The 23,036-nt window shown below is 68.8% G+C and carries 21 protein-coding genes; 19 read left to right on the top strand and 2 right to left on the bottom strand.

Annotated elements, in window-relative coordinates; genetic code table 11:
- Positions 1–696 carry a demethylmenaquinone methyltransferase gene (locus ACX1D0_RS08110; protein ID WP_459017409.1) on the bottom strand — a complete coding sequence of 232 codons (696 nt, stop codon included), beginning with the start codon at positions 694–696 and terminating at the stop codon, positions 1–3.
- A 54-nt stretch (positions 697–750) separates the two neighbouring features.
- Here ACX1D0_RS08110 and ACX1D0_RS08105 point away from each other — a divergent pair, with 54 nt between their 5' ends.
- Genes ACX1D0_RS08105 through ACX1D0_RS08095 form a run of 3 tightly spaced genes read left to right on the top strand, consistent with a single transcriptional unit; the run spans position 751 to position 3,788 of the window.
- The gene (locus ACX1D0_RS08105) at positions 751–1,506 is read left to right on the top strand and encodes an alpha/beta fold hydrolase (RefSeq protein WP_459017408.1); all 756 of its coding nucleotides are present in this window, start codon (positions 751–753) and stop codon (positions 1,504–1,506) included.
- Between the two features lie 15 nt (positions 1,507–1,521).
- Positions 1,522–2,163, top strand: a complete 642-nt coding sequence (ccmA, locus tag ACX1D0_RS08100) for a heme ABC exporter ATP-binding protein CcmA (RefSeq protein WP_459017407.1) — start codon at positions 1,522–1,524, stop codon at positions 2,161–2,163.
- The gene (locus ACX1D0_RS08095; RefSeq protein WP_459017406.1) at positions 2,160–3,788 is read left to right on the top strand and encodes a DUF6297 family protein; all 1,629 of its coding nucleotides are present in this window, start codon (positions 2,160–2,162) and stop codon (positions 3,786–3,788) included. The genes ccmA and ACX1D0_RS08095 overlap by 4 nt, the downstream gene beginning before the upstream one ends.
- On the opposite strand, the gene ACX1D0_RS08090 is transcribed toward ACX1D0_RS08095, so the two are convergent.
- A complete protein-coding gene (locus ACX1D0_RS08090) occupies positions 3,789–5,042 on the bottom strand; it encodes an isochorismate synthase (protein ID WP_459017405.1) in 1,254 nt (417 codons plus the stop codon).
- A gap of 225 nt (positions 5,043–5,267) precedes the next feature.
- Between ACX1D0_RS08090 and ACX1D0_RS08085 the strand changes: the two genes are divergently transcribed.
- From ACX1D0_RS08085 to ACX1D0_RS08010, 16 genes are read left to right on the top strand one after another with little or no spacing between them, the layout of a single operon-like run.
- Positions 5,268–6,566, top strand: coding sequence for a geranylgeranyl reductase family protein (locus tag ACX1D0_RS08085; RefSeq protein WP_459020348.1), 1,299 nt, complete (start codon positions 5,268–5,270; stop codon positions 6,564–6,566).
- A gap of 19 nt (positions 6,567–6,585) precedes the next feature.
- Entirely contained in the window at positions 6,586–6,945 is a 360-nt protein-coding gene (locus ACX1D0_RS08080; protein ID WP_459020347.1) for an NADH-quinone oxidoreductase subunit A, read from the top strand.
- A 14-nt stretch (positions 6,946–6,959) separates the two neighbouring features.
- On the top strand, positions 6,960–7,514 hold the full coding sequence (locus tag ACX1D0_RS08075; protein WP_459020346.1) for a NuoB/complex I 20 kDa subunit family protein: 555 nt from the start codon (positions 6,960–6,962) through the stop codon (positions 7,512–7,514).
- Positions 7,511–8,206, top strand: a complete 696-nt coding sequence (locus ACX1D0_RS08070; RefSeq protein WP_459020345.1) for an NADH-quinone oxidoreductase subunit C — start codon at positions 7,511–7,513, stop codon at positions 8,204–8,206. The genes ACX1D0_RS08075 and ACX1D0_RS08070 overlap by 4 nt, the downstream gene beginning before the upstream one ends.
- On the top strand, positions 8,206–9,555 hold the full coding sequence (locus ACX1D0_RS08065) for an NADH-quinone oxidoreductase subunit D (protein WP_459020344.1): 1,350 nt from the start codon (positions 8,206–8,208) through the stop codon (positions 9,553–9,555). The genes ACX1D0_RS08070 and ACX1D0_RS08065 overlap by 1 nt, the downstream gene beginning before the upstream one ends.
- The gene (gene nuoE / locus ACX1D0_RS08060) at positions 9,552–10,295 is read left to right on the top strand and encodes an NADH-quinone oxidoreductase subunit NuoE (RefSeq protein WP_459020343.1); all 744 of its coding nucleotides are present in this window, start codon (positions 9,552–9,554) and stop codon (positions 10,293–10,295) included. Before ACX1D0_RS08065 ends, nuoE begins: the two co-directional genes overlap by 4 nt.
- On the top strand, positions 10,292–11,605 hold the full coding sequence (gene nuoF / locus ACX1D0_RS08055; RefSeq protein WP_459020342.1) for an NADH-quinone oxidoreductase subunit NuoF: 1,314 nt from the start codon (positions 10,292–10,294) through the stop codon (positions 11,603–11,605). The genes nuoE and nuoF overlap by 4 nt, the downstream gene beginning before the upstream one ends.
- Positions 11,602–14,010 carry an NADH-quinone oxidoreductase subunit G gene (locus ACX1D0_RS08050; protein WP_459020341.1) on the top strand — a complete coding sequence of 803 codons (2,409 nt, stop codon included), beginning with the start codon at positions 11,602–11,604 and terminating at the stop codon, positions 14,008–14,010. The genes nuoF and ACX1D0_RS08050 overlap by 4 nt, the downstream gene beginning before the upstream one ends.
- Position 14,011: 1 nt before the next feature.
- Positions 14,012–15,328, top strand: a complete 1,317-nt coding sequence (gene nuoH, locus ACX1D0_RS08045; protein WP_459020340.1) for an NADH-quinone oxidoreductase subunit NuoH — start codon at positions 14,012–14,014, stop codon at positions 15,326–15,328.
- Entirely contained in the window at positions 15,328–15,885 is a 558-nt protein-coding gene (gene nuoI, locus ACX1D0_RS08040) for an NADH-quinone oxidoreductase subunit NuoI (protein WP_459020339.1), read from the top strand. The genes nuoH and nuoI overlap by 1 nt, the downstream gene beginning before the upstream one ends.
- Complete coding sequence (locus ACX1D0_RS08035; RefSeq protein ID WP_459020338.1) at positions 15,882–16,703, top strand: NADH-quinone oxidoreductase subunit J; 822 nt, start codon at positions 15,882–15,884, stop codon at positions 16,701–16,703. Before nuoI ends, ACX1D0_RS08035 begins: the two co-directional genes overlap by 4 nt.
- The gene (gene nuoK, locus ACX1D0_RS08030; protein WP_459020337.1) at positions 16,700–16,999 is read left to right on the top strand and encodes an NADH-quinone oxidoreductase subunit NuoK; all 300 of its coding nucleotides are present in this window, start codon (positions 16,700–16,702) and stop codon (positions 16,997–16,999) included. The genes ACX1D0_RS08035 and nuoK overlap by 4 nt, the downstream gene beginning before the upstream one ends.
- A 58-nt stretch (positions 17,000–17,057) precedes the next feature.
- Positions 17,058–18,914, top strand: coding sequence for an NADH-quinone oxidoreductase subunit L (gene nuoL, locus ACX1D0_RS08025; RefSeq protein ID WP_459020420.1), 1,857 nt, complete (start codon positions 17,058–17,060; stop codon positions 18,912–18,914).
- 16 nt (positions 18,915–18,930) lie between these two features.
- Entirely contained in the window at positions 18,931–20,445 is a 1,515-nt protein-coding gene (locus ACX1D0_RS08020; RefSeq protein WP_459020336.1) for an NADH-quinone oxidoreductase subunit M, read from the top strand.
- On the top strand, positions 20,442–22,016 hold the full coding sequence (gene nuoN, locus ACX1D0_RS08015; RefSeq protein WP_459020335.1) for an NADH-quinone oxidoreductase subunit NuoN: 1,575 nt from the start codon (positions 20,442–20,444) through the stop codon (positions 22,014–22,016). Before ACX1D0_RS08020 ends, nuoN begins: the two co-directional genes overlap by 4 nt.
- An 18-nt stretch (positions 22,017–22,034) precedes the next feature.
- Positions 22,035–23,000, top strand: a complete 966-nt coding sequence (locus tag ACX1D0_RS08010; RefSeq protein WP_459020334.1) for a polyprenyl synthetase family protein — start codon at positions 22,035–22,037, stop codon at positions 22,998–23,000.
- Positions 23,001–23,036 lie beyond the last annotated feature (36 nt).

Genomic DNA, 23,036 nt, shown 5'->3' with positions numbered 1-23,036 from the left:
TCAGGCGTTCCAGCCGCGATGCAGCGCGACGATGCCCCCCGCGTGATCCTGCCACTCGACGCCGCTCCACCCGGCCTCCAGCATCAGCTGCGCCAGCCCCCGCTGATCCGGCCACGCCAGGATGGATTCGGCCAGGTAGCCGTAGGCCACCGGATTGCTCGACAGCCTGGCGATGGTGGGCAGGGCAGCCACCAGGTAGTTGGTGTAGACGTGCCGGAAGGCCGGCATGGTGGGGGTGGAGAACTCGGCGATCACGATCCTGCCGCCCGGCCTGGTCACCCGGCGCATCTCCACGAGGGCGTCCAGGGTGCGCTCCACGTTGCGCAGGCCGTAGGAGATGGTCACGGCGTCGAACGTGGCATCGGCGAAGGGGAGGGCCAGGGCGTCGCCCGCCACGAAGTCCAGGTGGGGCTGCTGACGGCGGCCCTGCGTGAGCATGCCGATCGAGATGTCCGAGGGCACCACGTAGGCGCCCGCCTCCGCGAGCACCGCGGAGGAGGTGCCCGTGCCGGCGGCCAGGTCGAGGATCCGTTGACCGGGCCGCGGGGCGATGGCCCTCACGGTGGCCCTGCGCCAGGCGTGCACCTGGCCGAGGCTGAGGACGGAGTTGAAGAGGTCGTAGCGCTTGGCCACGCCGTCGAACATGGCGGCCACCTCGCCGCGTCGCTTCTCCATCGTGGCCCGCTGATTCTGCATTGCTGCAGCCTAGCGGGGCGCCCGGCAGACCGGCGCGGGCGGCATGCTTGACCCATGACGCAACCGCAGGACCCGAGCACGGCCCGCCTCGTGCTGGTGCACGGCTCGATGTCCTCGTCGGCGCAGTGGGCCGACTATCCGGCGCTGCTGCCCGGCCTCGACGTGGTCGCGGTGGACCTGCCGGGCCACGGTCCCCGGAGCGGGGAGACGTTCTCGACGGCGGGCGCGCTCGAGGTCATCGGTGAGGCCGCGGCCGGGGATCGGCCCGTGGTCCTCGTCGGGCACAGCCTCGGCGGCTACCTCTGCGGGCTGTTCGCCTCGACCCCGCGCCCCCGGCTGGCGGGGGTGGTGCTGATCGGCGCGACGGGCAACCCGAGGGGGCCGATGGCCGTGCCGTACCGGGGCTTCGCCTGGCTGACGGGGCGGGTGGATCACCGGCGGCTCGGCCGGGTCCGGCTCGGGCTCGCCAGGCGGCTCGGCGTTCGGGAGGGCCTGCTCCCCGACGCGGCGTCCTACGGCTCGCTGCCCGCCGTATGGCGCGCGGTGGCCGAGGACTGCCCGCCGCGCGTCCTGGCCACGGTGGCGTGTCCCGTGCTGTTTCTCAACGGGCAGTTCGACCAGATGAGGGTCGACGAGCGCCGGTACCGTCGCCTGGTGCCCGGAGCCGGGCTGGCCATCGTTCCCCGGGCGAGCCACTTCGCACCGCTCACGCACCCGGCGGCGGTGGCCTCGATCATCCGGCGGTTCGTCGATCAGGTGGTGGCCGTCCCGGCGAGGCAGGCGCCCGATGTGCCACCGCTTCGTCGATGAGCCACAATTGGCCGCGTGGCTAAGAAAGACGTCGTACTCCAGGTCGACAACCTCAAGAAGGCCTACGGGCCCGTGACCATCATCGAGAACTTCAGCATGAGGGTGCACGCAGGGGAGGCGGTCGCCCTGACGGGACGCAACGGCGCCGGAAAGTCGACGGTGCTGCGCTGCCTCGTGGGAGCCGACCGTCCGGACGAGGGCACCATCACCGTCAACGGCACCAAGGTCACCGAGACCAACCCGGAGATCCGTCGCACCGTGGCCACCGTCATCGACGACCTGGACTTCTTCCCGGACCTCAGCGTCGTCGAGCACCTCGATCTTCTGGCCCGGGCACACGGCCTCCACGACCCCGACGACCTCGTCGACGAGGTGCTCGAGGAGGTGCAGCTGGTCCCGCAGGCGGGGCAGCTGCCCAGCACCCTCTCGTCGGGTCAGCGCCGACGCCTTGCGCTGGCCACCGCGTTCGTCCGCCCCCGCCAGCTGCTCGTGCTCGACGAGCCCGAGCAGCGTCTCGACGTGGAGGGCGTCGCCTGGCTGGGTGAGCGGTTGAAGGCGGAGCTCGCCGGCGGTCTCGCCATCGTGCTCGCCAGCCACGAACCCTCCCTGCTGCAGGCCATCGGGGCCCGCGAGCTCCACCTCGGGGGCGCCCGATGATGGACCACCGGCTGACGGAGGTCGGCGTCGTCGACGAGAAGCAGCTCAAGCTGCTGATGCGCGACTGGCGCCGCGGCCGCGCGGACCGCAACCTGTGGCAGGCCCTGTCCGACGGGTACGTCATGGTGTTCTCCATCGTCCTCATCGGCGCCATGCTGGTGTCGTCCATCCTCCAGGCTCAACGCACCGCGGCCATCTGTGACACCGCGGGCTGCGTGGCCGCCCGCGGACTCCTGCCCTGGGCCTCGGTGGCGGGCATCCTGGCGTTCACGCTCGTGGTGGCCAGGCTGTTCGGCCCGGTCGTCGCGTCGTCGGCCGAGGGATTCTGGCTCATGGACGGACCTACCGACCGGCGCCGCCTGCTGGCCGGCCGCCTCGTCGGCGGCATCGCCGCCGCGGCCGTCCTGGGCGCCGCTGCCGGCGCGCTCATCGCCTCCCTGACCGGCTCCCGGGCCGCGGAGATCGGCATCTGGGCGCTGGCCGGCGGCCTGGGGGCGGCGGGACTCATCGCGTTCGCGGCGGCCGAGCAGGGGCTGGACCGGCACTGGATCGTCACCGGGGTGCAGTGGATCATCGGGGCCACGGCGATCGGCACCATGGTGCTGCTGGTCAGCGGCGCTGCCGGCTGGATGGATCTCGGCGGGCTGACCCTCATCGCGGTGGAGCTGGCCTACATCATCGCCGGCGTGGGGCTGCTGCTGGTCGTAGTGGCCGGGTTCCTGGCCCACCGACGGCTGCGCAACATCCGCCGCCAGCGCCTGACCACCGGCGGTTCGCTGCTCAGCGGCCTGCAGGGCGCCGCGTTCGCGCTGGAGTTCGCGCTGATCCGCGACATCCTCGTCGAGGCGAAGGCCAAGAAGCGCGGCCACGTGCGCCCCACGCGCGGCGCCGGGTCAGGGCTGACCGCGCTGGTCATGCGCGACGTGCAGCGCCTGTGGCGCCAACCCATGCCGCTGATCACCCTGCTCGCCACCATGGTGGTGCCCTACGCGGTACAGGCCCTGGGGCTGGCGATGCTCAACCCGCCCATCTCGGCTCTCGTGCTGCTGGCGGCGCTGGTGCCGTTCATGAACTCCCTCCGGGTCCTCACGCGCACCAAGGGCCTCCAGCGCTGCCTCCCGTTCGACCCGTCCCAGATCAAGCAGGCGGCCATGATCGTGCCGGCGGTGCTGGCGCTCCTGTGGACCGTCGGCGTCTTCCCTGCGTTCCTCGGCGTGGCAGGGGGGGTGGAGTCGGATCCGGTCACGGCGGCCTCCTCAGCTCTGGTGACGGGCGTCGCAGGCCTGCTGGCGGCGGTGCGCTGGGTCTCGGCCAAGCCGGCGGACTACTCCGGCCCCATCGTCTCCACCGGCATCGGCGCCATGCCGCCGGGGCTGCTGTTCTCGCTGCTGCGCGGTGTGGACATCGTGGTGCTCGTGACCCTGCCGATCGTGTTCAACTGGCCGGTGTGGGTCTCGCTGATCATCGCGCTGATCGCCTTCATGCTCCTGCGCTCCGGCCTGGACCGCGACACCCTCATGGACCAGCAGGCGGAACAGAAGCGCCTGCTCGAGGAGGAGAAGACCCGACGCAGCGGCGGACCCGGCAGCCCGAAGCAGAAGATCCAGGTGCCGCGGAAGCGCTGATCAGGCCAGTCCGAGGGCCTGCAGCATCGGGACGAACTTCGCGCCGGTCTCGGCGAGTTCGGCCTCCGGCGCCGAATCCGCGACGATGCCCGCGCCGGCGAACAGCTGGATCTCCTCAGGGGTCCCCGGGCGCACCTGGCCCCCGCGCAGGGCGATGGCCCACTCGCCGTCGCCCTGGGTGTCCACCCACCCGACGGGGCCGGCGTAGCGGCCGCGGTCCAGGGATTCCAGTTCACTGATGATGTCCAGCGCCAGGTGGGTCGGGGTACCGCACACGGCCGCGCTCGGGTGCAGGGCCGCGGCCAGCGTCAGGGCGCTGGCGGACTGGCTGACCACGCCCGTGATGTCGGTGGCCAGGTGCATGACGTTGGGCAGCTTGAGGACCGACGGCGCCTCGGGGACGTTCATCGCCTGGCAGTAGGGCGCCAGCGCGGAGGCGACGGAGTCGACGGCGAACTCATGCTCCGAGATGTCCTTCTGCGAGCGCGCCAGTTCGGTCGCCTTGGCCAGGGGGTCGGTACCTTCGGCGTCGCGCCAGACGGTGCCGGCCAGCACCCGCGAGGTCACCAGGCCGCCGTGCCGGCGCAGCAGCAGCTCCGGGGTGGCGCCCACGATTCCGTCGACGAGGTAGGTCCACGTCATGGGGTATTTCGCCATCAGCTCGGCGAGGAGGTGGCGCAGGTCCAGCGGCGCGTCGGCCCGGACGCGGAGGTCACGCGCCAGGACCACCTTGTGCACCTCGTCGCGCCGGATGAGGTCCACCACTGCCGCGACGATGTCCGTCCACAGCTGCTCGGTCATGGACCCGCCGAGTTGCCGCAGGCCCCTGGGCGGGACGGTCGGCGAGCCGGGCGGGGGGAGCGTGGTGGTGCGGCGCGAGGCCCCCAGCCGGGTCATCCATGACACGCCGCCGCGCCGCCCGACGATGACCTCGGGGACGATGAGGACCGAGCGGTCCTCGGAGCGGTCGGGGTCGAAGGTGAACGCGCCCACGGCCAGCGGCCCCGTGCCGAACTCTCCGGGCATCTCGGAGTCGTGATCGATCTGGCTCGATATCTCGTCCCACCACACGTCGGCGGCCTCGAGGGTGTCGGTCTCGAAGCGCGCCACCTCGCCGAGCGTCACGAAGCCCTCGCCGCGCCGCACGAAGGCGCACCCGGGTGCCGCGTCAGGCAGAAACCGCTCAAGGGGGCCGGGGTCCGCGATGGCGACGGTCGTGGCGCGCATCCTCGCACTGCCGAAGTCCAGAATCACCTTGGCGAGCATAGCCGTGCGATGACCCGCGGGCCACCCGCCCCCAACCCGTGGACCTTCCTGGCGAACCTCGGCGAACCGACTATTACGCAACGTAGTCATAACTTAAATGCCCCCGCAAGGCCTTGTCAGTGGGCCTTGGGTCGTTCTGAACCCGGTTGGTCGAAATCTGCGGGCACCCCCTAGACTGACCGCGAGAGACGCCCGGGAAGACAGGAGAACCGCATGTCGTTCGCCAAGCCTGATGGCGCGGCGTCTGCCGACACACCCACCGAATCGGACGTCATCGTCGTCGGTGCGGGCCCCGGCGGATCCAGCACTGCTGCCTACCTGGCGCGGCACGGCCTCAACGTGACCCTCCTGGAGAAGTCACACTTCCCCCGCGAGAAGGTGTGCGGCGACGGTCTCACCCCCCGCGCCACCCGTGCGCTGACCCGCATCGGGATCGACACCTCCGAGGCCAACGGCTGGCTCCACAACAAGGGTCTTCGCGTCTACGGTGGCCGCACCGAGCCGTTCGAGCTGCCCTGGCCGGACCTCACCGACTTCCCGCCCTACGGACTCGTCCGGCCCCGCGCGGACTTCGACGACATGCTCGCCAGGCACGCCGTCGCCCAGGGCGCCACCCTCGTGGAGGGAGCCAACGTGGACGCCGCGGTCCTCGACGACCGCACGGGCCGGATCACGGGCGTCACCACCAAGGATGGCCGCGCCTTCCGCGCCCCCTACGTGGTCGCGGCGGACGGCAACTCGTCGCGCCTGTCGGTGTCCATGGGCCTGAACAAGCGCGACGACCGCCCCATGGGTGTGGCCGTGCGGACCTACTTCACGTCCCCGCGTACCAACGACGACCACCTCGAGTCCTGGCTCGAGTTGTGGGACGGCAAGCCCCACGTGTCCACGCTCATGCCCGGCTACGGCTGGGTGTTCGGCATGGGTGACGGCACCTGCAACGTCGGCCTGGGCGTGCTCAACACCTCGAAGAGTTTCGGCAAGACGGATTACCGTGCGCTGCTGAAGCGCTGGCTCGAGAACACGCCGGAGGAGTGGGGCTTCCGCGACGAGAACATGGTGGGCCCGGTGCAGGGCGCCGCGCTCCCCATGGCGTTCAACCGCCAGCCCCACTACGGCCGCGGGCTCGTGCTGGTGGGCGACGCCGGAGGCATGGTCAATCCGTTCAACGGCGAGGGCATCGCATACGCGATGGAATCGGCTGAGATGGCCGCCTCGGCCCTGGCCGAGGCGTTCTCGCGTGGCGCCGGCACCAGGTCCGCCGAGCAGGCCATGCAGGCATATCCCGCCCAGCTGAAGGCGAGCCTCGGTGGCTACTATCGCCTCGGCACCATCTTCGTGAAACTCATCGGCGACCCCCGGATCATGCACCTCTGTACGCGCTACGGACTGCCCCGCAAGACGCTGATGCGCTTCGTGATGAAACTGCTGGCCAACCTGACCGACTCGCATGGCGGTGATGCCATGGACCGCATCATCAACGCGCTCTGCAAGGCTGCGCCCTCGGCCTGACCGGAAGGAAAGTTCACTGATGAATCCTTACATCCCGATCGTGGGCATGGTGGTCCTGGCCACCGTCTTCGTGGTGATCTCGATGTCGCTGAGCCTCGTCGTCGGCCCCCGGCGCTACAACCGGGCCAAGTACGACAGCTACGAGTGCGGCATCCAGCCCACCCCGCAGCCTGTGGGCGGAGGCCGCTTCCCGGTCAAGTACTACATCACCGCCATGCTGTTCATCATCTTCGACATCGAGGTGGTCTTCCTCTTCCCGTGGGCCGTGGCCTACCGGCAGTTGGGCACCTTCGCCGTCGTCGAGATGATCGTGTTCATCGTCACCGTGTTCATCGCGTACTTCTATGTCCTGCGCCGCAACGGCCTCGACTGGGACTGAGAGGAAATCCAGGCATGGGTATCGAAGACAAGCTCCCCAGCGGCATCCTCCTGACCACGGTCGAGGGTGTCTTCGGCTGGGTCCGCAAGGCCTCGTTCTGGCCCGCGACGATGGGTCTGGCCTGTTGCGCCATCGAGATGATGGCCTACGGCACGCCCCGCTACGACGCAGGACGCTGGGGCCAGGAGGTGTTCCGCGCCTCGCCGCGCCAGGCGGACCTCATGATCGTCTCCGGCCGCGTCTCGCAGAAGATGGCGCCGGTGGTGCGCCAGGTCTACGACCAGATGCCCAACCCTAAGTGGGTCATCTCGATGGGTGCCTGCGCGTCGTCGGGCGGCATGTTCAACAACTACGCCATCGTCCAGGGCTGTGACCATTTCCTCCCCGTGGACATGTACGTCCCCGGCTGCCCCCCGCGGCCGGACATGCTGATCGACGCGATGTTCAAGCTGCGCGAGAAGGTGCAGAACCGCCCCATCGGGCCGAACGAGGCAGCCGCCGTCGAGGAGGCCGAACGGGCTGCGCTCATCGCGCCGGCCAAGGTGGAGTTGAAGGGACTCATGCGATGAGCGAGACGCAACCCGAGCAGAACCTGCCCGCCCAGGCCGCCGCCCCCGTGGGCCAGCCGGTCTTCGCGCGCCAGGAGGGCATGTGGTCGCGCGGGTCGGGCGACACCTCAGGCTACAGCGGCATCCGCCGCGAGCTCGCGATGCCCGGGCGCTCCGAAGGCCCGTTCGGCGAACCGTTCGACGCCATCCACGGCCGCGCGCTCGAGGTGCTGCCAGGGCTGGGGGAGGGCCGCGTCCTGTTCGACCGCGGGGAGCTGACCATCTATGTGCCGCGCGAGCAGCTGCCCGACGTGGTGCGCCGGTTCCGCGACGACGCCTACCTCCGTTTCGAGGTGTGCGCGTCGGTGTCCGGGGTGCACTACCCGCAGGAGCGGGGCGCCGAGCTGCACGTGGTCTACCACCTGCTCAGCCACACCCACAACCGCCGGGTGCGCCTCGAGGTCACGTGCCCCGAGGAGGATCCCCACATCCCCTCGGTGGTGGCCACCTATCCCATGGCCGATTACCACGAGCGCGAGACCTGGGACATGTTCGGCGTCGTCTTCGACGGCCACCCGTCGCTGACCCGCATCCTCATGCCCGACGACTGGCAGGGTCACCCGCAGCGCAAGGACTACCCGCTCGGCGGCGTGGACGTCGAGTACAAGGGCGCCAAGGTCCCCGCCCCCGATAACCGGAGGAACTACTCCTGATGAGCACGCACGCAGCGACCGAAGACGTCTTCGCGGGGTCGACGGCAGACAAGGCTGACCGCGTCTACCTGGCGCAGGGCGGGGACTGGGCGGACATCGCCGCCGAGCACGCCGAGCGCGGCGACGAGACCATCGTGGTCAACATGGGCCCGCAGCACCCGTCGACGCACGGGGTGCTCCGCCTCATCCTGGAGATGGACGGCGAGACCGTCACCTCGATCCGCCCCGGCATCGGCTTCCTGCACACCGGCATCGAGAAGAACATGGAGTACAAGACGTGGACCCAGGGGGTCACTTATGTGACCCGCATGGACTACGTCGCCCCGCTGTTCAACGAGGCCGTCTACTGCCTGGCCGTCGAGCGCCTGCTGGGGATCACCGATGAGGTTCCGGAGCGGGCCAGCATCATCCGGGTCCTCGTCATGGAACTCAACCGGATCGCCTCACACCTGGTGGCGATGGGAACCGGCGGCATGGAGATCGGAGCCCTGACCGTCATGACGGTCGCGTTCCGCGAGCGCGAGATGATCCTCGACTTCCTCGAGGGGCTCTCCGGGCTGCGCATGAACCACGCCTACATCCGCCCCGGCGGCGTCGCCAACGACCTGCCGGAGGACGGGCTCAGCCACCTCCGCACGGTCATCGACTGGCTGAAGAAGCACCTGCCGGAGTACGCCATCTTCTGCAACGAGAACCCCATCTTCATCGGCCGCCAGTCCGGCGTCGGCGTCATGGACCTCACCTCGGCCATGATGATGGGCATGTCGGGCCCGCCGCTGCGCGCCACCGGCTACGACTGGGACCTGCGTAAGAAGCAGCCCTACTGCGGCTACGAGACCTACGAGTTCGACACCGTCACGTGGGATTCGAACGACGCCTACGGACGCTTCCGGATCCGCCTGCAGGAGTGCTGGGAGTCCTTGAAGATCGTCGAGCAGTGCTACGAGCGCCTGGAGCGCACCCAGGGCCAGCCCGTGATGGTGGCGGACACGAAGATCGCGTGGCCGGCCCAGCTGTCCGTCGGCGAGGACGGCCAGGGCAACTCCAACGAGCACATCAAGCACATCATGGGCGAGTCCATGGAGGCGCTGATCCACCACTTCAAGATCGTGACCGAGGGCTTCAAGGTGCCGGTCGGTCAGGTGTACGAGGCCATCGAGTCGCCCAAGGGCGAACTGGCCTGTCACGTCGTCTCCGACGGCGGCACCCGCCCCTACCGGGTCCACTTCCGGGATCCGGGCTTCAACCACCTGCAGTCGATCCCGGCGATGTGCGAGGGCGGCATGATGTCCGACGTCGTCGTCGCGATCGCCAGCCTCGACCCCGTCCTTGGAGGTGTGGACCGATGAGCGGCCACTTTGCCAGCAACTTCCCCGAGTCCGGTTCGGTGGACTACTCGGATCAGTCGACCAGCATCGACGAGGGCACCATCGAGGAGTTGCGTCAGCTCGCCGCCCGGTACCCGCAGCCACGCTCGGCACTGCTGCCGATGCTGCACCTCGTGCAGTCGGTGGACGGCCGGGTCAGCCCCCGCGGCATCGAGGTGTGCGCGGACGTGCTGGGCATCACCACCGCCCAGGTCTCCGGTGTCGCCACCTTCTACACCATGTACAAGCGGCGCCCCGCCGGCAAGCACCACGTCGGCGTCTGCACCACCGCGCTGTGCGCCGTGATGGGTGGCGACATCCTGCTCGACCGGGCCAAGAAGCGCCTGGGGATCGACGAGAACCAGACCACGCCGGACGGGCAGGTCTCGTTGGAGCGCCTCGAGTGCAACGCGGCATGCGACTTCGCTCCGGTGACGATGGTCAACTGGGAGTTCTTCGACAACATGGATCCCGCGAAGCTCGATGAGCTCCTGGACCAGCTGGTCGCCGACGAGGAGGTGGTGTCCCCGCGCGGGGCCACGCTCACCTCGTGGCGCGAGGCGGAGCGGGTGCTGGCGGGATTCCCGGACGGGCGTGCCGACGAGGGCCCCTCGGCCGGAGCCGCCTCACTGCTCGGGCGCGAGATCGCCCGCGAGAACAACTGGTCCGCGCCGTCGGCCGACACCCGGCCGGCCGCTGAGAAGCCGGAGGCCACCAAGTGACGGATCTGCTGACCCCGGTCCTCTCCGCCCACTGGGGCGAGGACAACTCGTGGAAGCTGTCGCGCTACGAGACCAGCGGCGGCTACCGCGCCCTGCGCACCGCGCTGGCGATGCAGCCCGTGGACGTGGTGAACCTGGTCAAGGAGGCCAATCTCCGCGGCCGTGGCGGGGCCGGCTTCCCCACCGGCATGAAGTGGTCCTTCGTGCCCCAGGACAATCCCAACCCGAAGTACCTCGTGGTCAACGCGGACGAGTCGGAGCCGGGCACCTGCAAGGACATGCCGCTCATGCTCGCCACGCCCCACACCCTCGTCGAGGGCGTGATCATCTCCTCCTACGCCATCAACGCCCACACGGCGTTCATCTACTGTCGCGGCGAGGTGCTGCACGTCATCCGCCGGCTGCAGCAGGCGGTGCGCGAGGCATACGCCGCCGGGTACCTGGGCAGGAACATCCTCGGCACCGGCTACGACCTGGACATCATCGTCCACGCGGGGGCCGGCGCCTACATCTGCGGCGAGGAGACGGCGCTGCTCGACTCGCTCGAGGGCCGCCGCGGGCAACCGCGCCTGCGCCCGCCGTTCCCGGCCGTGGCCGGCCTGTACGCATCCCCCACCGTGATCAACAACGTGGAGTCGATCGCCTCGGTGCCGTCGATCCTCACCAACGGCGCGTCCTGGTTCAAGTCGATGGGGTCGGAGAAGTCGAGCGGGTTCACCCTCTACTCGTTGTCCGGGCACGTCGCCCGCCCCGGACAGTTCGAGGCCCCCATGGGCATCACGATGCGTCAGCTGCTGGACTTGTCCGGCGGAATCCGCGGTGGTGGTGAGCTGAAGTTCTTCACCCCCGGCGGCTCGTCGACGCCCATCCTCACGGCCGAACACCTCGACCTTCCCCTGGACTACGAGGGGATGGCCGGAGCCGGCAGCATGCTGGGCACCAAGGCCCTGCAGGTCTTCGACGAGACCACGTCGATCGTGCGCACCACGCTGCGGTTCGTCGAGTTCTACAAGCACGAGTCCTGCGGCAAGTGCACCCCCTGCCGTGAAGGCTCGTGGTGGCTGGTGCAGCTGCTCATGAAGTTCGAGGCCGGCACCGCCCTGGAGGGCGACGTGGACAAGCTGCTGGACATCTGTGACAACATCGGCGGGCGCTCGTTCTGCGCCCTGGCAGATGGCGCCGTCGCCTGCGTCACCAGCGCGGTGCGGCACTTCCGCTCCGAGTTCGAGCTCGGCTACCACACGCCGGCCTGGGAACTGTTCCCCTACGAGAAGAGCGCGCTGTTCGCCGTGGAAGGAGACCTTCGATGAGCGTCGACACCAAGACCACCACGGGTGAGGAGGTCGCGCCGAAGCCGGATCTGGTGACCCTCACCATCGACGGCACCCAGGTGAGCGTGCCGAAGGGCACCCTCATCATCCGCGCCGCGGAGATGATCGGCACCGCCATCCCGCGCTTCTGCGACCACCCCCTGCTCGACCCCGTCGGCGCCTGTCGCCAGTGCATGGTGGACATCCCCGACGCCGGCAACGGACGCGGATTCCCCAAGCCGCAGGCCTCGTGCACCATGCCGGTGGCCGAGGGCATGAAGGTCAACACGCAGGTCAGCTCCCCGGTCGCCAAGAAGGCGCAGGTGGGGATGCTGGAGCTGCTGCTCATCAACCACCCGCTGGACTGCCCCATCTGCGACAAGGGCGGCGAGTGCCCCCTCCAGAACCAGGCGTTGTCGCACGGGCCGGGGGAGAGCCGGTTCCGTGAGCTGAAGCGCACCTTCCCGAAACCGGTGAGCATCTCGGCGCAGATCCTGCTGGACCGCGAGCGCTGCGTGCTGTGCGCGCGCTGCACCCGGTTCTCGGAGCAGATCTCCGGAGACCCGTTCATCGCGCTCGTCGAGCGCGGCGCGCTCCAGCAGATCGGCACCTACGAGCAGGATCCCTACGACTCCTACTTCTCGGGCAACGTCGTGCAGATCTGCCCGGTCGGCGCCCTCACCTCGGCCGCGTACCGCTTCCAGGCGCGCCCCTTCGACCTCGTGTCGACGACGGTGACCTGTGAGCACTGCGCCTCCGGCTGCCAGCTGCGCGCCGATCAGCGCCACCACCAGGTCAAGCGGCGCCTCGCCAGCGAGAACGAGGCCGTCAACGAGGAGTGGAGCTGCGACAAGGGCCGCTTCGGCTTCATGTACGCACGGGGCGAGGACCGCATCACCCTTCCGCTCGTGCGCCGCGACGGCGTGCTCCAGCCCGCATCCTGGCCCGAGGCCATCGATGCCGTGGTCCTCGGGCTCCGGGCCGCGGGCACCTCCGTCGGCGTCCAGACCGGTGGACGGCTCACCGTCGAGAACGCCTACGGCTACAGCCGGTTCGCCCGCGCAGTCCTGGGCACCAACAGCGTTGACTTCCGCTCCAGGCCCTCGTCGGCCGAGGAGGCCGAGTTCCTCGCGGCCCGCGTGGCCGGGCAGCCCCTGACCCGGTCGGTCACCTACTCGGATCTCGACAGCGCCGGCCACGTGGTCCTGGTGAGCTTCGAGCCGGAGGATGAGTCGCCCATCGTGTTCCTGCGGCTCCGGAAGGCGGTGCGCGGGAACCGCCTGAAGGTCACCACGCTGGCGCCGTTCGCGTCGCGCGGCTCTGAGAAGTTGTCCGCCACCCTGGTCCCGGTCGCCCCCGGTGGGGAGGTCGCTGCGCTCGACGAGCTCACCGATCTCGATGCCGGCACCGTGATCCTCGTGGGCGAGCGGGCGGCCACCGTTCCCGGCCTCCTCAGCGCCGTCGCCGCCAAGGCGGACGCCACCGGCTCCCGCCTCGCCTGGATCCCGCGCCGCGCAGGCGACGTGGGCGCGGTCGAGGCCGGATGCCTGCCGGGCCTGTTGCCCGGCGGTCGTCCCGTCAGCGACCCGACCGCGCGCGTAGACGTGGCCTCGCAGTGGGGCCTCGCCTCGCTGCCGGCAGACGTGGGCCTCTCCGCGGAGGAGCAGTTCGCGGCCGCCGCCGACGGCTCCCTCAAGGCGCTCGTGCTGGCTGGTGTGGATCCGGCGGACCTCGCCGACCCGTCCACGGCGCTCGCCGGCCTGGAGAGGGCCGAGTTCGTGCTCAGCATCGAACAGCGCCTTTCCCAGGTGTCGCAGCGCGCCGACGTGGTGCTGCCGGCCGCCCTCGTCGAGGAGCAGTCGGGCCATTTCCTCAACTGGGAGCACCGTCACGGACGGGTGCGGGTGGTCAACAAGAACGTCCCCTCGCCCATGACCGACCTGCGGATCCTGGCCGCCCTCGCCGATGCGATGGGCCAGGACCTCGGGTTCCGCGCCTCGAAGCAGGCCTACGCCGACCTGATCGAGCTGGGCACGTGGGACGGCCAGCGCACCGCCACCCCGACGGTGAACGCGTCCGTCGCGGCCGCCGACGGCGTGACGCTCGCCGGGTGGCGCGAGCTGCTGGACGCTTCGCAGGGCAATGACCACGAGCTGGCGCTGCGGGCCACGGCCCGGCCCGCCGTCGCCCGTGTGTCCGCAGCCACGGCCGAACGCCTCGGCCTCGGGGACGTGGCCACGGTGGAGTCCGACGGCGGCACCATGGTCCTGCCGGTCGAGGTCACCCCCGGCATGGTCGACGACGTGGTCTGGGTTCCGCTGAACCCCAACACAGCCGACCGGCTTTCCGTGGTGCCCGGCGCCCCCGCCCACGTCTCGGCCGTCTCGATGGATGAAGGAGCCTGACATGAACATCTTCTTCCAGGACCCCTGGTGGCTGATCCTGATCAAGGTGGTGGCGATGTTCGTCATCCTCCTGGTCTGGACCATCTTCAACGTGTGGTACGAGCGGCGCCTGGTCGGCAAGATGCAGCACCGCCTCGGCCCCATCATGAACGGCCCCTTCGGGCTCGGACAGGCCCTCGCCGACGGTGCCAAGCTCCTCGTCAAGGAGGACTTCCGGCCGAAGAACGCGGACAAGTGGGTGTTCAACCTGGCACCCATCCTCACCGGTGTCGCGGCGTTCACCACCTGGACGGTGATCCCGTTCGGCGGTGAGGTGGAGATGTTCGGCGTCACCACCCGGCTGCAGGTCACGGACCTCCCGGTGGCCACGCTCTTCATCCTGGCCGTGGCCTCCATCGGCATCTACGGCATCGTGCTCGCCGGCTGGGCGGGCAACTCCACGTACTCCTTCCTCGGCTCGATCCGGTCCACGGCCCAGATGATCTCCTACGAGATCGCCATGGGCCTGTCGATGGTGGCGGTGTTCCTGCAGGCGGGCGCCATGTCCACCGCGCAGATCGTCGAGGCGCAGCGGCAGACCATTCTCTTCCGCGTGCCGTTCACCGACATGACCTTCGATCCGGGCATCACCGGGTGGTACGCCATCCTGCTTTTCCCGTCGTTCGTCATCTACGGCATCTCGATGGTGGGGGAGACGAACCGTGCGCCGTTCGATCTTCCCGAATGTGAATCGGAACTCGTCTCTGGTTACCTCACCGAGTACTCCGGCTTCCGCTACGCCATGTTCTTCCTCGCCGAGTACATCAACATGGCCACCGTCTCGGCCGTGTGCACCACGCTGTTCCTCGGCGGATACCTGCCCCCGTGGCCGCTCAACCTGATCCCCTTCATGAACAACCCGTGGCTCGGCCCGGTGTTCTTCGTCCTGAAGGTCCAGCTGCTGATCTCGGTGTTCGTGTGGCTCCGCGGCACCCTGCCGCGATTCCGCTACGACCAGTTCATGAACCTCGGCTGGAAGGGCCTCATCCCGATCTCCCTGGTGTGGATCCTGATGATCGCAGTGGCCCCCGGCTACACCATCGGCCTCTCGCTGGCTCTCATCGTGGTCCTGTACCTCATCCTCGGCGGGAAGGACCGTGTCTCGGACCAGCCGGAGCCACGCGTGGTGACCACCGACGAGGTCTTCGACCCCTTCGCCGGCGGCTACCCGACGCCTCCCCGGCCGGGGCAGATCCTGCCGGAGTTCGCCGGCGTGGTGTCGGGCCGTGGAGACGATGAGTCCATGTCGACAGCCGCCACCGAAGGGAAGGAGTCCTGATGGGACTGCTAGATCCGTGGGCCGGTTTCGGCGTCACGTTCAACACGATCTTCCGCAAGACCTTCACGCAGTCCTACCCGCACAAGAAGGGCGCGGAGAAGGTCACCATGCCCCGCTTCCACGGCCGGCACCAGCTCAACCGCTGGCCCGACGGTCTGGAGAAGTGCGTCGGTTGCGAGTTGTGCGCCTGGGCGTGCCCGGCGGACGCGATCTACGTCGAGGGTGCCGACAACACCGACGACGACCGCTACTCACCCGGTGAGCGCTACGGCCGCGTCTACCAGATCAACTACCTGCGCTGCATCTTCTGCGGCCTGTGCATCGAGGCCTGCCCCACGCGCGCCCTGACGATGACCAACGAGTTCAAGATCTCGGACGACACGCGCGCCAAGCTGATCTACGAGAAGCAGGACCTGCTGGCCCCGCTGCTCAGCGGCATGGAGCAGCCCCCGCACCCCCGTCGACTGGGCGACAACGAGCAGACCTACTTCCTCGGGCTGCCGGAGACCGGCACGCCGGACACCCGCACCGCCACAATCTCAGGAGCCGCCACATGATGCCCTTGATTCCGCTGGTGACCGCCAGTGAGGTGGCCTTCTGGGTCTGCGCACCCATCGCGGTGGTGTGCGCGCTGGGGCTGCTGCTGTCGCGGAAGCCGGTCCACTCCGCCATCTGGATGGCCGGCGTCATGGTCAGCCTCGCGGTGTTGTACGCCGCCAACGACGCGCCGTTCCTGTTCGTGATCCAGATCATCGTCTACACGGGCGCAATCCTCATGCTCTTCCTGTTCGTCGTCATGCTGGTCGGCGTGGACTCGACGGACTCCGTGGTGGAGACCATCAAGGGCCACCGCGCCTCGTCGGTGCTCGTCGCGGTGGGGCTCGGCGCGCTCCTCGTGCTGGGCGTCGGGCAGTTCGCCGTCAACGGCGCCCCCGCCGGCCTGACCGCGGCGAACGCGGAGTACGGAGGAAACATCCAGTCGCTGGCCGCACTCCTGTTCTCCAAGTACGTCTTCATCTTCGAGGCCACCGCCGCACTCCTGATCACCGCCGCAGTCGGCGCCATGATCCTGGCCCACGGCGAGCAGCTCAAGCGCAAGGCCTCGCAGGTCGAGTCCCTGCAGGAGCGGGTCCGCGCCTACTCGGAGGAGGGGGTGCACCCGGGTGCGCTGCCCAGCTCCGGCGTGTTCGCCCGGCACAACGCGATCTCCACGCCGGCGCTGCTGCCCGACGGTTCCATCGCTGAGAAGTCGGTGTCGAACACGTTGTCCATGCGCGGCGTCATCGTCGACGTCAACGAACTGCGCTCGCCCACCACCTCGGCTTACGCCGCCATCGCCGGCCGGACCGACGAGACCGAAGGAGACGACGAATGAACCCGGAGGGCTATCTCGTTCTCTCGGCGATCCTCTTCGCGATCGGAATCGCAGGATTCCTGCTTCGCCGCAACGCGATCATCGCCTTCATGAGCATCGAGCTCATGCTCAATGCCACCAACCTGGCCTTCGTCGCCTTCGCCAACTACCACGGCAACCTGGACGGCCTCATCGCGGCGTTCTTCGTCATGGTGGTGGCGGCCGCGGAGGTCGTGGTGGGGCTGGCGATCATCGTCGCCGTCTACCGTGCCCGCCGATCGGCTTCCGTCGACGACGCCAACCTGATGAAGTTCTAAGGGGTTTAGAAGCGTGCAACTCCTCGAATCCGTGTCCGCCCTGTCCGGCTCCGGCGCCATGGCGTGGCTGCTGATCGCGATCCCGCTGGCCAGCGCTGCGTTCCTGCTGCTGGCCGGCCGGCTGGCCGACGGGTGGGGCCATCTCCTGGCCACCCTCGCCCCCATCGCCTCCTTCGTCCTGGGCCTCGTCCTCTTCGTCCAGCTCCTCGGCGCCGCCGAGGACGCGCGGCAGATCGACGTGAGCGTCTACGAGTGGATCTCCACCGGCTCCTGGTCAATCGAGTTCGGCCTCCTGGTGGATCCCCTGTCGATCCTCTTCGTGCTCCTCATCACCGGCGTCGGATCGCTGATCCACGTGTACTCGATCGGGTACATGGCCCACGACGACCGCCGTCGACGGTTCTTCGCCTACCTGAACCTCTTCATCGCGGCCATGCTCACGCTGGTCCTGGCCAACAACTACCTGGTGCTCTTCCTCGGGTGGGAGGGCGTCGGCCTGGCCTCGTTCCTGCTCATCTCCTTCTGGGCGCACAAGCCGTCCGCGGCGGCCGCCGGCAACAAGGCGTTCATCGTCAACCGAGTGGGCGACCTCGGTCTCAGCATGGCGATCTTCACCATGCTGGCCATGTTCGGCAGCGTGAAGTTCGCCGACGTCAACGCGGGCGCGGAGTCGCTCAGCCCCGCGTGGGCCACGCTGATCGGCCTGCTGCTCCTGCTGGGTGCCTGCGGCAAGTCCGCGCAGGTCCCGCTGCAGTCCTGGCTGCTGGACGCCATGGAGGGCCCCACCCCGGTGTCGGCCCTCATCCACGCGGCCACCATGGTCACCGCCGGCGTGTACCTGGTGGTGCGGTCCAACGCCATCTACGAGCAGACCGAGGTCGCCACGACGGCCGTGGCCATCGTCGGCACCGTGACGCTGCTGGTGGGCGCATGGATCGGCTCGTCGAAGGACGACATCAAGAAGGTCCTGGCGGGCTCGACCATGTCGCAGATCGGCTACATGATGCTGGCGGCCGGGCTGGGCCCGGCAGGGGCGTCGTTCGCGATCTTCCACCTGCTCACGCACGGCTTCTTCAAGGCCAACATGTTCCTCGGCGCCGGTTCCGTCATGCACGGGATGAACGACGACGTGAACATGCGCCACTACGGCGCGCTGTCGTCGAGCATGCGGATCACGTTCATCACCTTCGCGATGGGATACCTCGCCATCATCGGCTTCCCGTTCACCGCGGGCTTCTACTCGAAGGACCACATCATCGAGGCGGCGTTCCACGAGAACACCGTCATCGGGGTGCTGGCGCTCATCGGCGCCGGAGTCACGGCCTACTACATGACACGTCTCATGATGATGACCTTCTTCGGTGTGAAGCGGTGGGAGAAGGACGTGCACCCGCACGAGTCCCCCCTGGTCATGACCGTGCCGCTCATGGTGCTGGGCGCCCTGTCGCTCGTCGCGGGACTGTTCCTCAACGGATGGATCCAGGGATGGCTCGCGTCCTCGACGGGCCAGGAGGAGCACACCACCGGGCTGCTCACCTTCACCACCGTCGGCGTGGCCACATTGGCGGTGGTCGCCGTCGGCGTGCTGATCGGCTGGTGGCTGCACCGCCGCGACATTCCCGTCGACGCCCCCGCCACCGCCAACCCGCTCGTGCTCGCCGGTCGCAGTGACCTGTACGGCGACGCGTTCAACGAGTACGCCGTCGTCCGCCCCGCCAAGGGCCTGGCCTCCGGCCTCACCTGGTTCGACCGCGGCGCCGTCGACGGTGTCGCCATGGGCAGCGCGAGCCTCGCGAGCGGCCTGGGGGCCTGGTTGCGCAAGGGCCAGAACGGCTACGTGCGCAGCTACGGCCTCATCCTCGGTGTCGGTGTGCTCGCGCTCGCCGCCGTCGTGATCATCGGTCAGCTGGGCTAAGGAGAATTCGAAGAACATGCCATTGCCACTACTGACCATCCTTGCCCTCGTGCCGCTCGCCGGCGCGCTGGTGCTGTTCGTCGTGAAGGGCCCGGCCGGCAGGCTGATCGGCTACGGCGTCGCCCTCACCACCGCCATCCTCGGCGTCCTCGCGGTCGTGCTGCAGGCCCGGGGCGTGCCGCTGGCCGAAGAGGTCGCCTGGATCCCGCAGATCGGCGCGCACTACGCGCTCGACCTCGACGGGATGGGGGCCGTCCTCGTCCTCATGACCGTCATCCTGGTGCCGGTCGTGCTACTCGCCGAGTGGCGCGTCGGCGAGGCGCCGGATGCCCGCTGGGACACCACCACCTTCTTCGCGTTGGCGCTCCTGCTGCAGTCCTTCGCGCTGTTCGTCTTCATGGCCTCCGACATCCTGGTGTTCTACGTCGCCTTCGAAGCCACCCTCATCCCCACCTATTTCCTCATCGGCGGGTTCGGCGGCCCCAAGCGGTCCGCGGCCGCCATGAAGTTCCTGCTCTACTCCCTGGCCGGAGGCCTGGTGATGCTGGTGGCGGTGGCGGGCGTCTACGCCGTGACCGCGGCGGCCGGCAGCCCCAGCTTCCTGATCGGGGACCTCATCGGCCTCGAGATGAGCACGGAGTTGGGCCGCTGGCTCTTCGCCGGCTTCTTCTTCGCGTTCGCGGTGAAGGCACCGCTCGCCGGGCTGCACACGTGGCTGCCGGATGCTGCGGAGCAGTCCACCCCCGGCACCTCCACCCTTCTGGTGGGCATCCTGGACAAGATCGGCACCTTCGGCATGCTGAAGATCTGTCTCACCGCGTTCCCCGAGGCCACCCAGTGGGCCACCCCGGTGATCCTGATCTGGGCGCTCGTCTCCGTCCTCTACGGGGCCTTCATGGCCTTCGGGGCCACGGATCTGCTGCGCCTGGTGTCCTACACCTCGATCAGCCACTTCGGGTTCATGGTGTTCGGCATCTTCGCCCTCACTTCCCAGTCCATCAGCGGCTCGATCTTCTACATGTTCAACCACGGCCTGTCGACGGCGGCACTGTTCCTCGTCGTCGGGTTCCTGATTCGTCGTCGCGGTTCCGCGCACATCGACGCCTTCGGCGGCGTGCAGAAGGTGGCCCCGGTCCTGGCCGGCGTGCTGCTGATGTCGGGCCTGTCCGCGCTCGCGCTCCCCGGCATGGGCAGCTTCGTCTCGGAGTTCCTCGTGATGGCCGGCGCCTGGCAGCGGTACCCGATCCACACGGCGGTCATCACCCTGGGCATGGTGATGGCGGCGGTGTACGTGCTGCGCATGTACAAGACCACCATGACCGGCCCCGTCACGGAGCAGGTCTCCACCCAGGTCACCCACGACCTCAGCGCCCGTGAGAAGGCCGTCGTGGCCCCGCTCCTCATCCTCCTCATCGTCTTCGGCTTCGTGCCCAGGCCCGTGCTGGTGATGGCTGACGAGACGGCGGCCCAGACGATGGCCGTCGTCGGAGTCGAGGATCCCGCCCCGCAGGTCAAGGAAGGCAACCGATGATCAACGTGTTGGAGATCGCTGCTCCCACTCTGGAGTGGATGCTGCTGTCGCCGCTCCTGGTGATCCTGGCCGTCGCCTGCCTCGGCGTGCTGATCGAGGCGGCCGTGCCGCGGGAGCTGCGCTACGTCGTGCAGTCCTCGCTGGCTGCGCTCGGCGTGGTCGCGGCCCTCGGCCTGACCATCCTCAACTGGATCCAGGCCACCCCGCAGATCGCAGCCATGGGCGTCCTCGCCATCGACGGCCCGTCGTTCTTCTTCTGGAGCCTCCTGCTGGTCTTCGGGCTCGGGGGTGTGGCGCTGTTCGCCGAGCGGGGTCTGGGCAGCGGCCAGTCCGCCTTCGCGTCCTCCGCGGCCACCGTTCCCGGGTCGCCGCTCGAGCGTGAGGCTGATCGCCTCCGCCGTGAGCACACCGAGGTCTTCCCGCTGCTGCTCTTCTCGCTGTTCGGCATGATGATCTTCGCCTCGGCCAACGACCTCCTGACGCTGTTCGTCGCGGTGGAGATCTTCTCGCTGCCGCTGTACCTGCTGACCGGAATGGCGCGTCGTCGCCGCCTGCTCAGCCAGGAAGCCGCCTTGAAGTACTTCCTGCTCGGATCGCTCGCCTCGGCCATCATGCTCTACGGCGTGGCCATGCTCTACGGCTACTCGGGCGCGTTCCAGCTGGTGGCCATCGACGCAGCGATCACGGCGGGCTCGGGGAGCACGCCTCTGCTGCTCACGGGCATGCTGCTGACCTCCGTCGGCCTGCTGTTCAAGATCGGCGCTGTGCCCTTCCACGCCTGGACCCCGGACGTGTACATGGGTGCCCCGTCGCCGGTGACCGGATTCATGGCGGTGGCCACCAAGACGGCCGCGGTCGCGGCCCTGCTGCGGGTCTTCTACGTCGCCCTCGGCGGTCTGCGGTGGGACTGGCAGCTCATGTTCGCGGTGGTGGCGGTGGTGACCATGCTCCTCGGAGCGACGGTGGCCCTTGCCCAGAACGACATCAAGCGGCTGCTCGCGTACTCGTCCATCGCGCACGCCGGATTCATCCTGGTCGGTGTCGTGGGTGCGGTGCAGGCCGGCGACGACGTGAGCATCTCCAGCGTGGGAGCCATCGGTTTCTACCTGCTGACCTACGGTGTGGCCACGCTCGGGGCCTTCGCCATCATCACGATGGTGCGTCGTTCCGGCGGTGAGGCCAACAGCCTCGACGCGTGGAAGGGCCTCGGTCGCCGCAACCCGGTGATCGCAGCGCTCATGACCCTCTTCCTGCTCAGCTTCGCCGGCATCCCGCTGACGTCGGGCTTCGTCGGCAAGCTGGCGGTGTTCGCTTCCGCCTGGGCCGGCGGCTACGGCTGGTTGGTCCTCGTGGCGGTGGTGATGAGCGTGATCGCCGCGTTCTTCTACCTCAAGGTCGTCGTGGCCATGTGGTTCCAGGACGCCAACGAATACGAGATCGGGACCGTGGAGACACCCTCGCTGTGGACCTGGTCTGTGCTTGTCGTCGCCGGAGTGGTTACCCTTGTGCTCGGCCTGATCCCCGGCGGCGTGCTGGCGCTGATCGCGGACGCGGCCCAGTTCATTCGCTGACCCTGACTAGGAGACCCCGTGGCGGACGCGCCGCTCGATGAGCACCTGAATGCCCTTCTCGATTCTTTCGAGGAGCGGCTGGTCGAGTCGGCCGTCGCCGGTTCTCCGTTCGTGACCGAGGTGGCACGGCACATCATCGCCGCCGGTGGCAAGAGGTTCCGCCCGCTGCTGGTGTTTCTCGCCGCGGAGTTCGGAGGGGACGTCGACGAGGCGGACCTCATGCGCGCGGCCATGGTGATGGAACTGACGCACGTCGCCAGCCTGTACCACGACGACGTCATGGACGTTGCGGACCTTCGCCGCGGGGCGCCGTCGGCGAACCGGCTCTGGGGCAACTCGGTGGCCATCCTCGTGGGCGATTTCCTGTTCGCGCGCGCGTCGACGACCGTCGCCGAGCTGGGTGTCGAGTACGTGATGCTGCAGGCGGAGACTTTTGCCCGCCTCGCGCAGGGACAGATCGCCGAGACGAAGGGCCCGGCGGACGGACAGGACCCGTTGGAGCACTACATCCAGGTGATCGCGGACAAGACCGGGTCCCTCATCGCGGCATCCGCGCTGTTCGGCGGCATGGTGGCGGGCGCGGACCGGACCGTGCTGGAGGCGCTCGCGGCCTTCGGTGAGGAGGTCGGCCTGGTGTTCCAGCTCTCGGACGATCTCATCGACATCACCTCCACCAAGACGGGCAAGACTCCCGGGACAGACCTGCGGGAGGGCGTGCCGACGCTGCCGGTGCTCATGCTCCGCGCGTCGAAGGATCCGGCGGACGCCGAGTTGTTGGCCCTGATCGACGGAGACCTGAGCGGAGACGCAGCCCTCGCCCGGGTGCTGGCCGCTCTTCGCAGTCACCCCGTGATGCATCGGGCGAAGGCTGAGGTGGAGCGTCGCGCGGACCTCGCCCGCAACCACCTGGCACCGTTGCCCGACGGCGTCGCCAAGGATGCGCTGCTCAAGGTCTGCACGGACCTGGTGGACCGCACCGCCTGACTCCCCTCCGGTTGCCCTGAGGAACCACGGCGGGGG

The sequence above is a fragment of the Tessaracoccus pujii genome, assembly GCF_054483895.1.
Note: the sequence above shows the minus strand (reverse complement) of the source record. Positions and strands in the feature narration are given on the sequence as shown.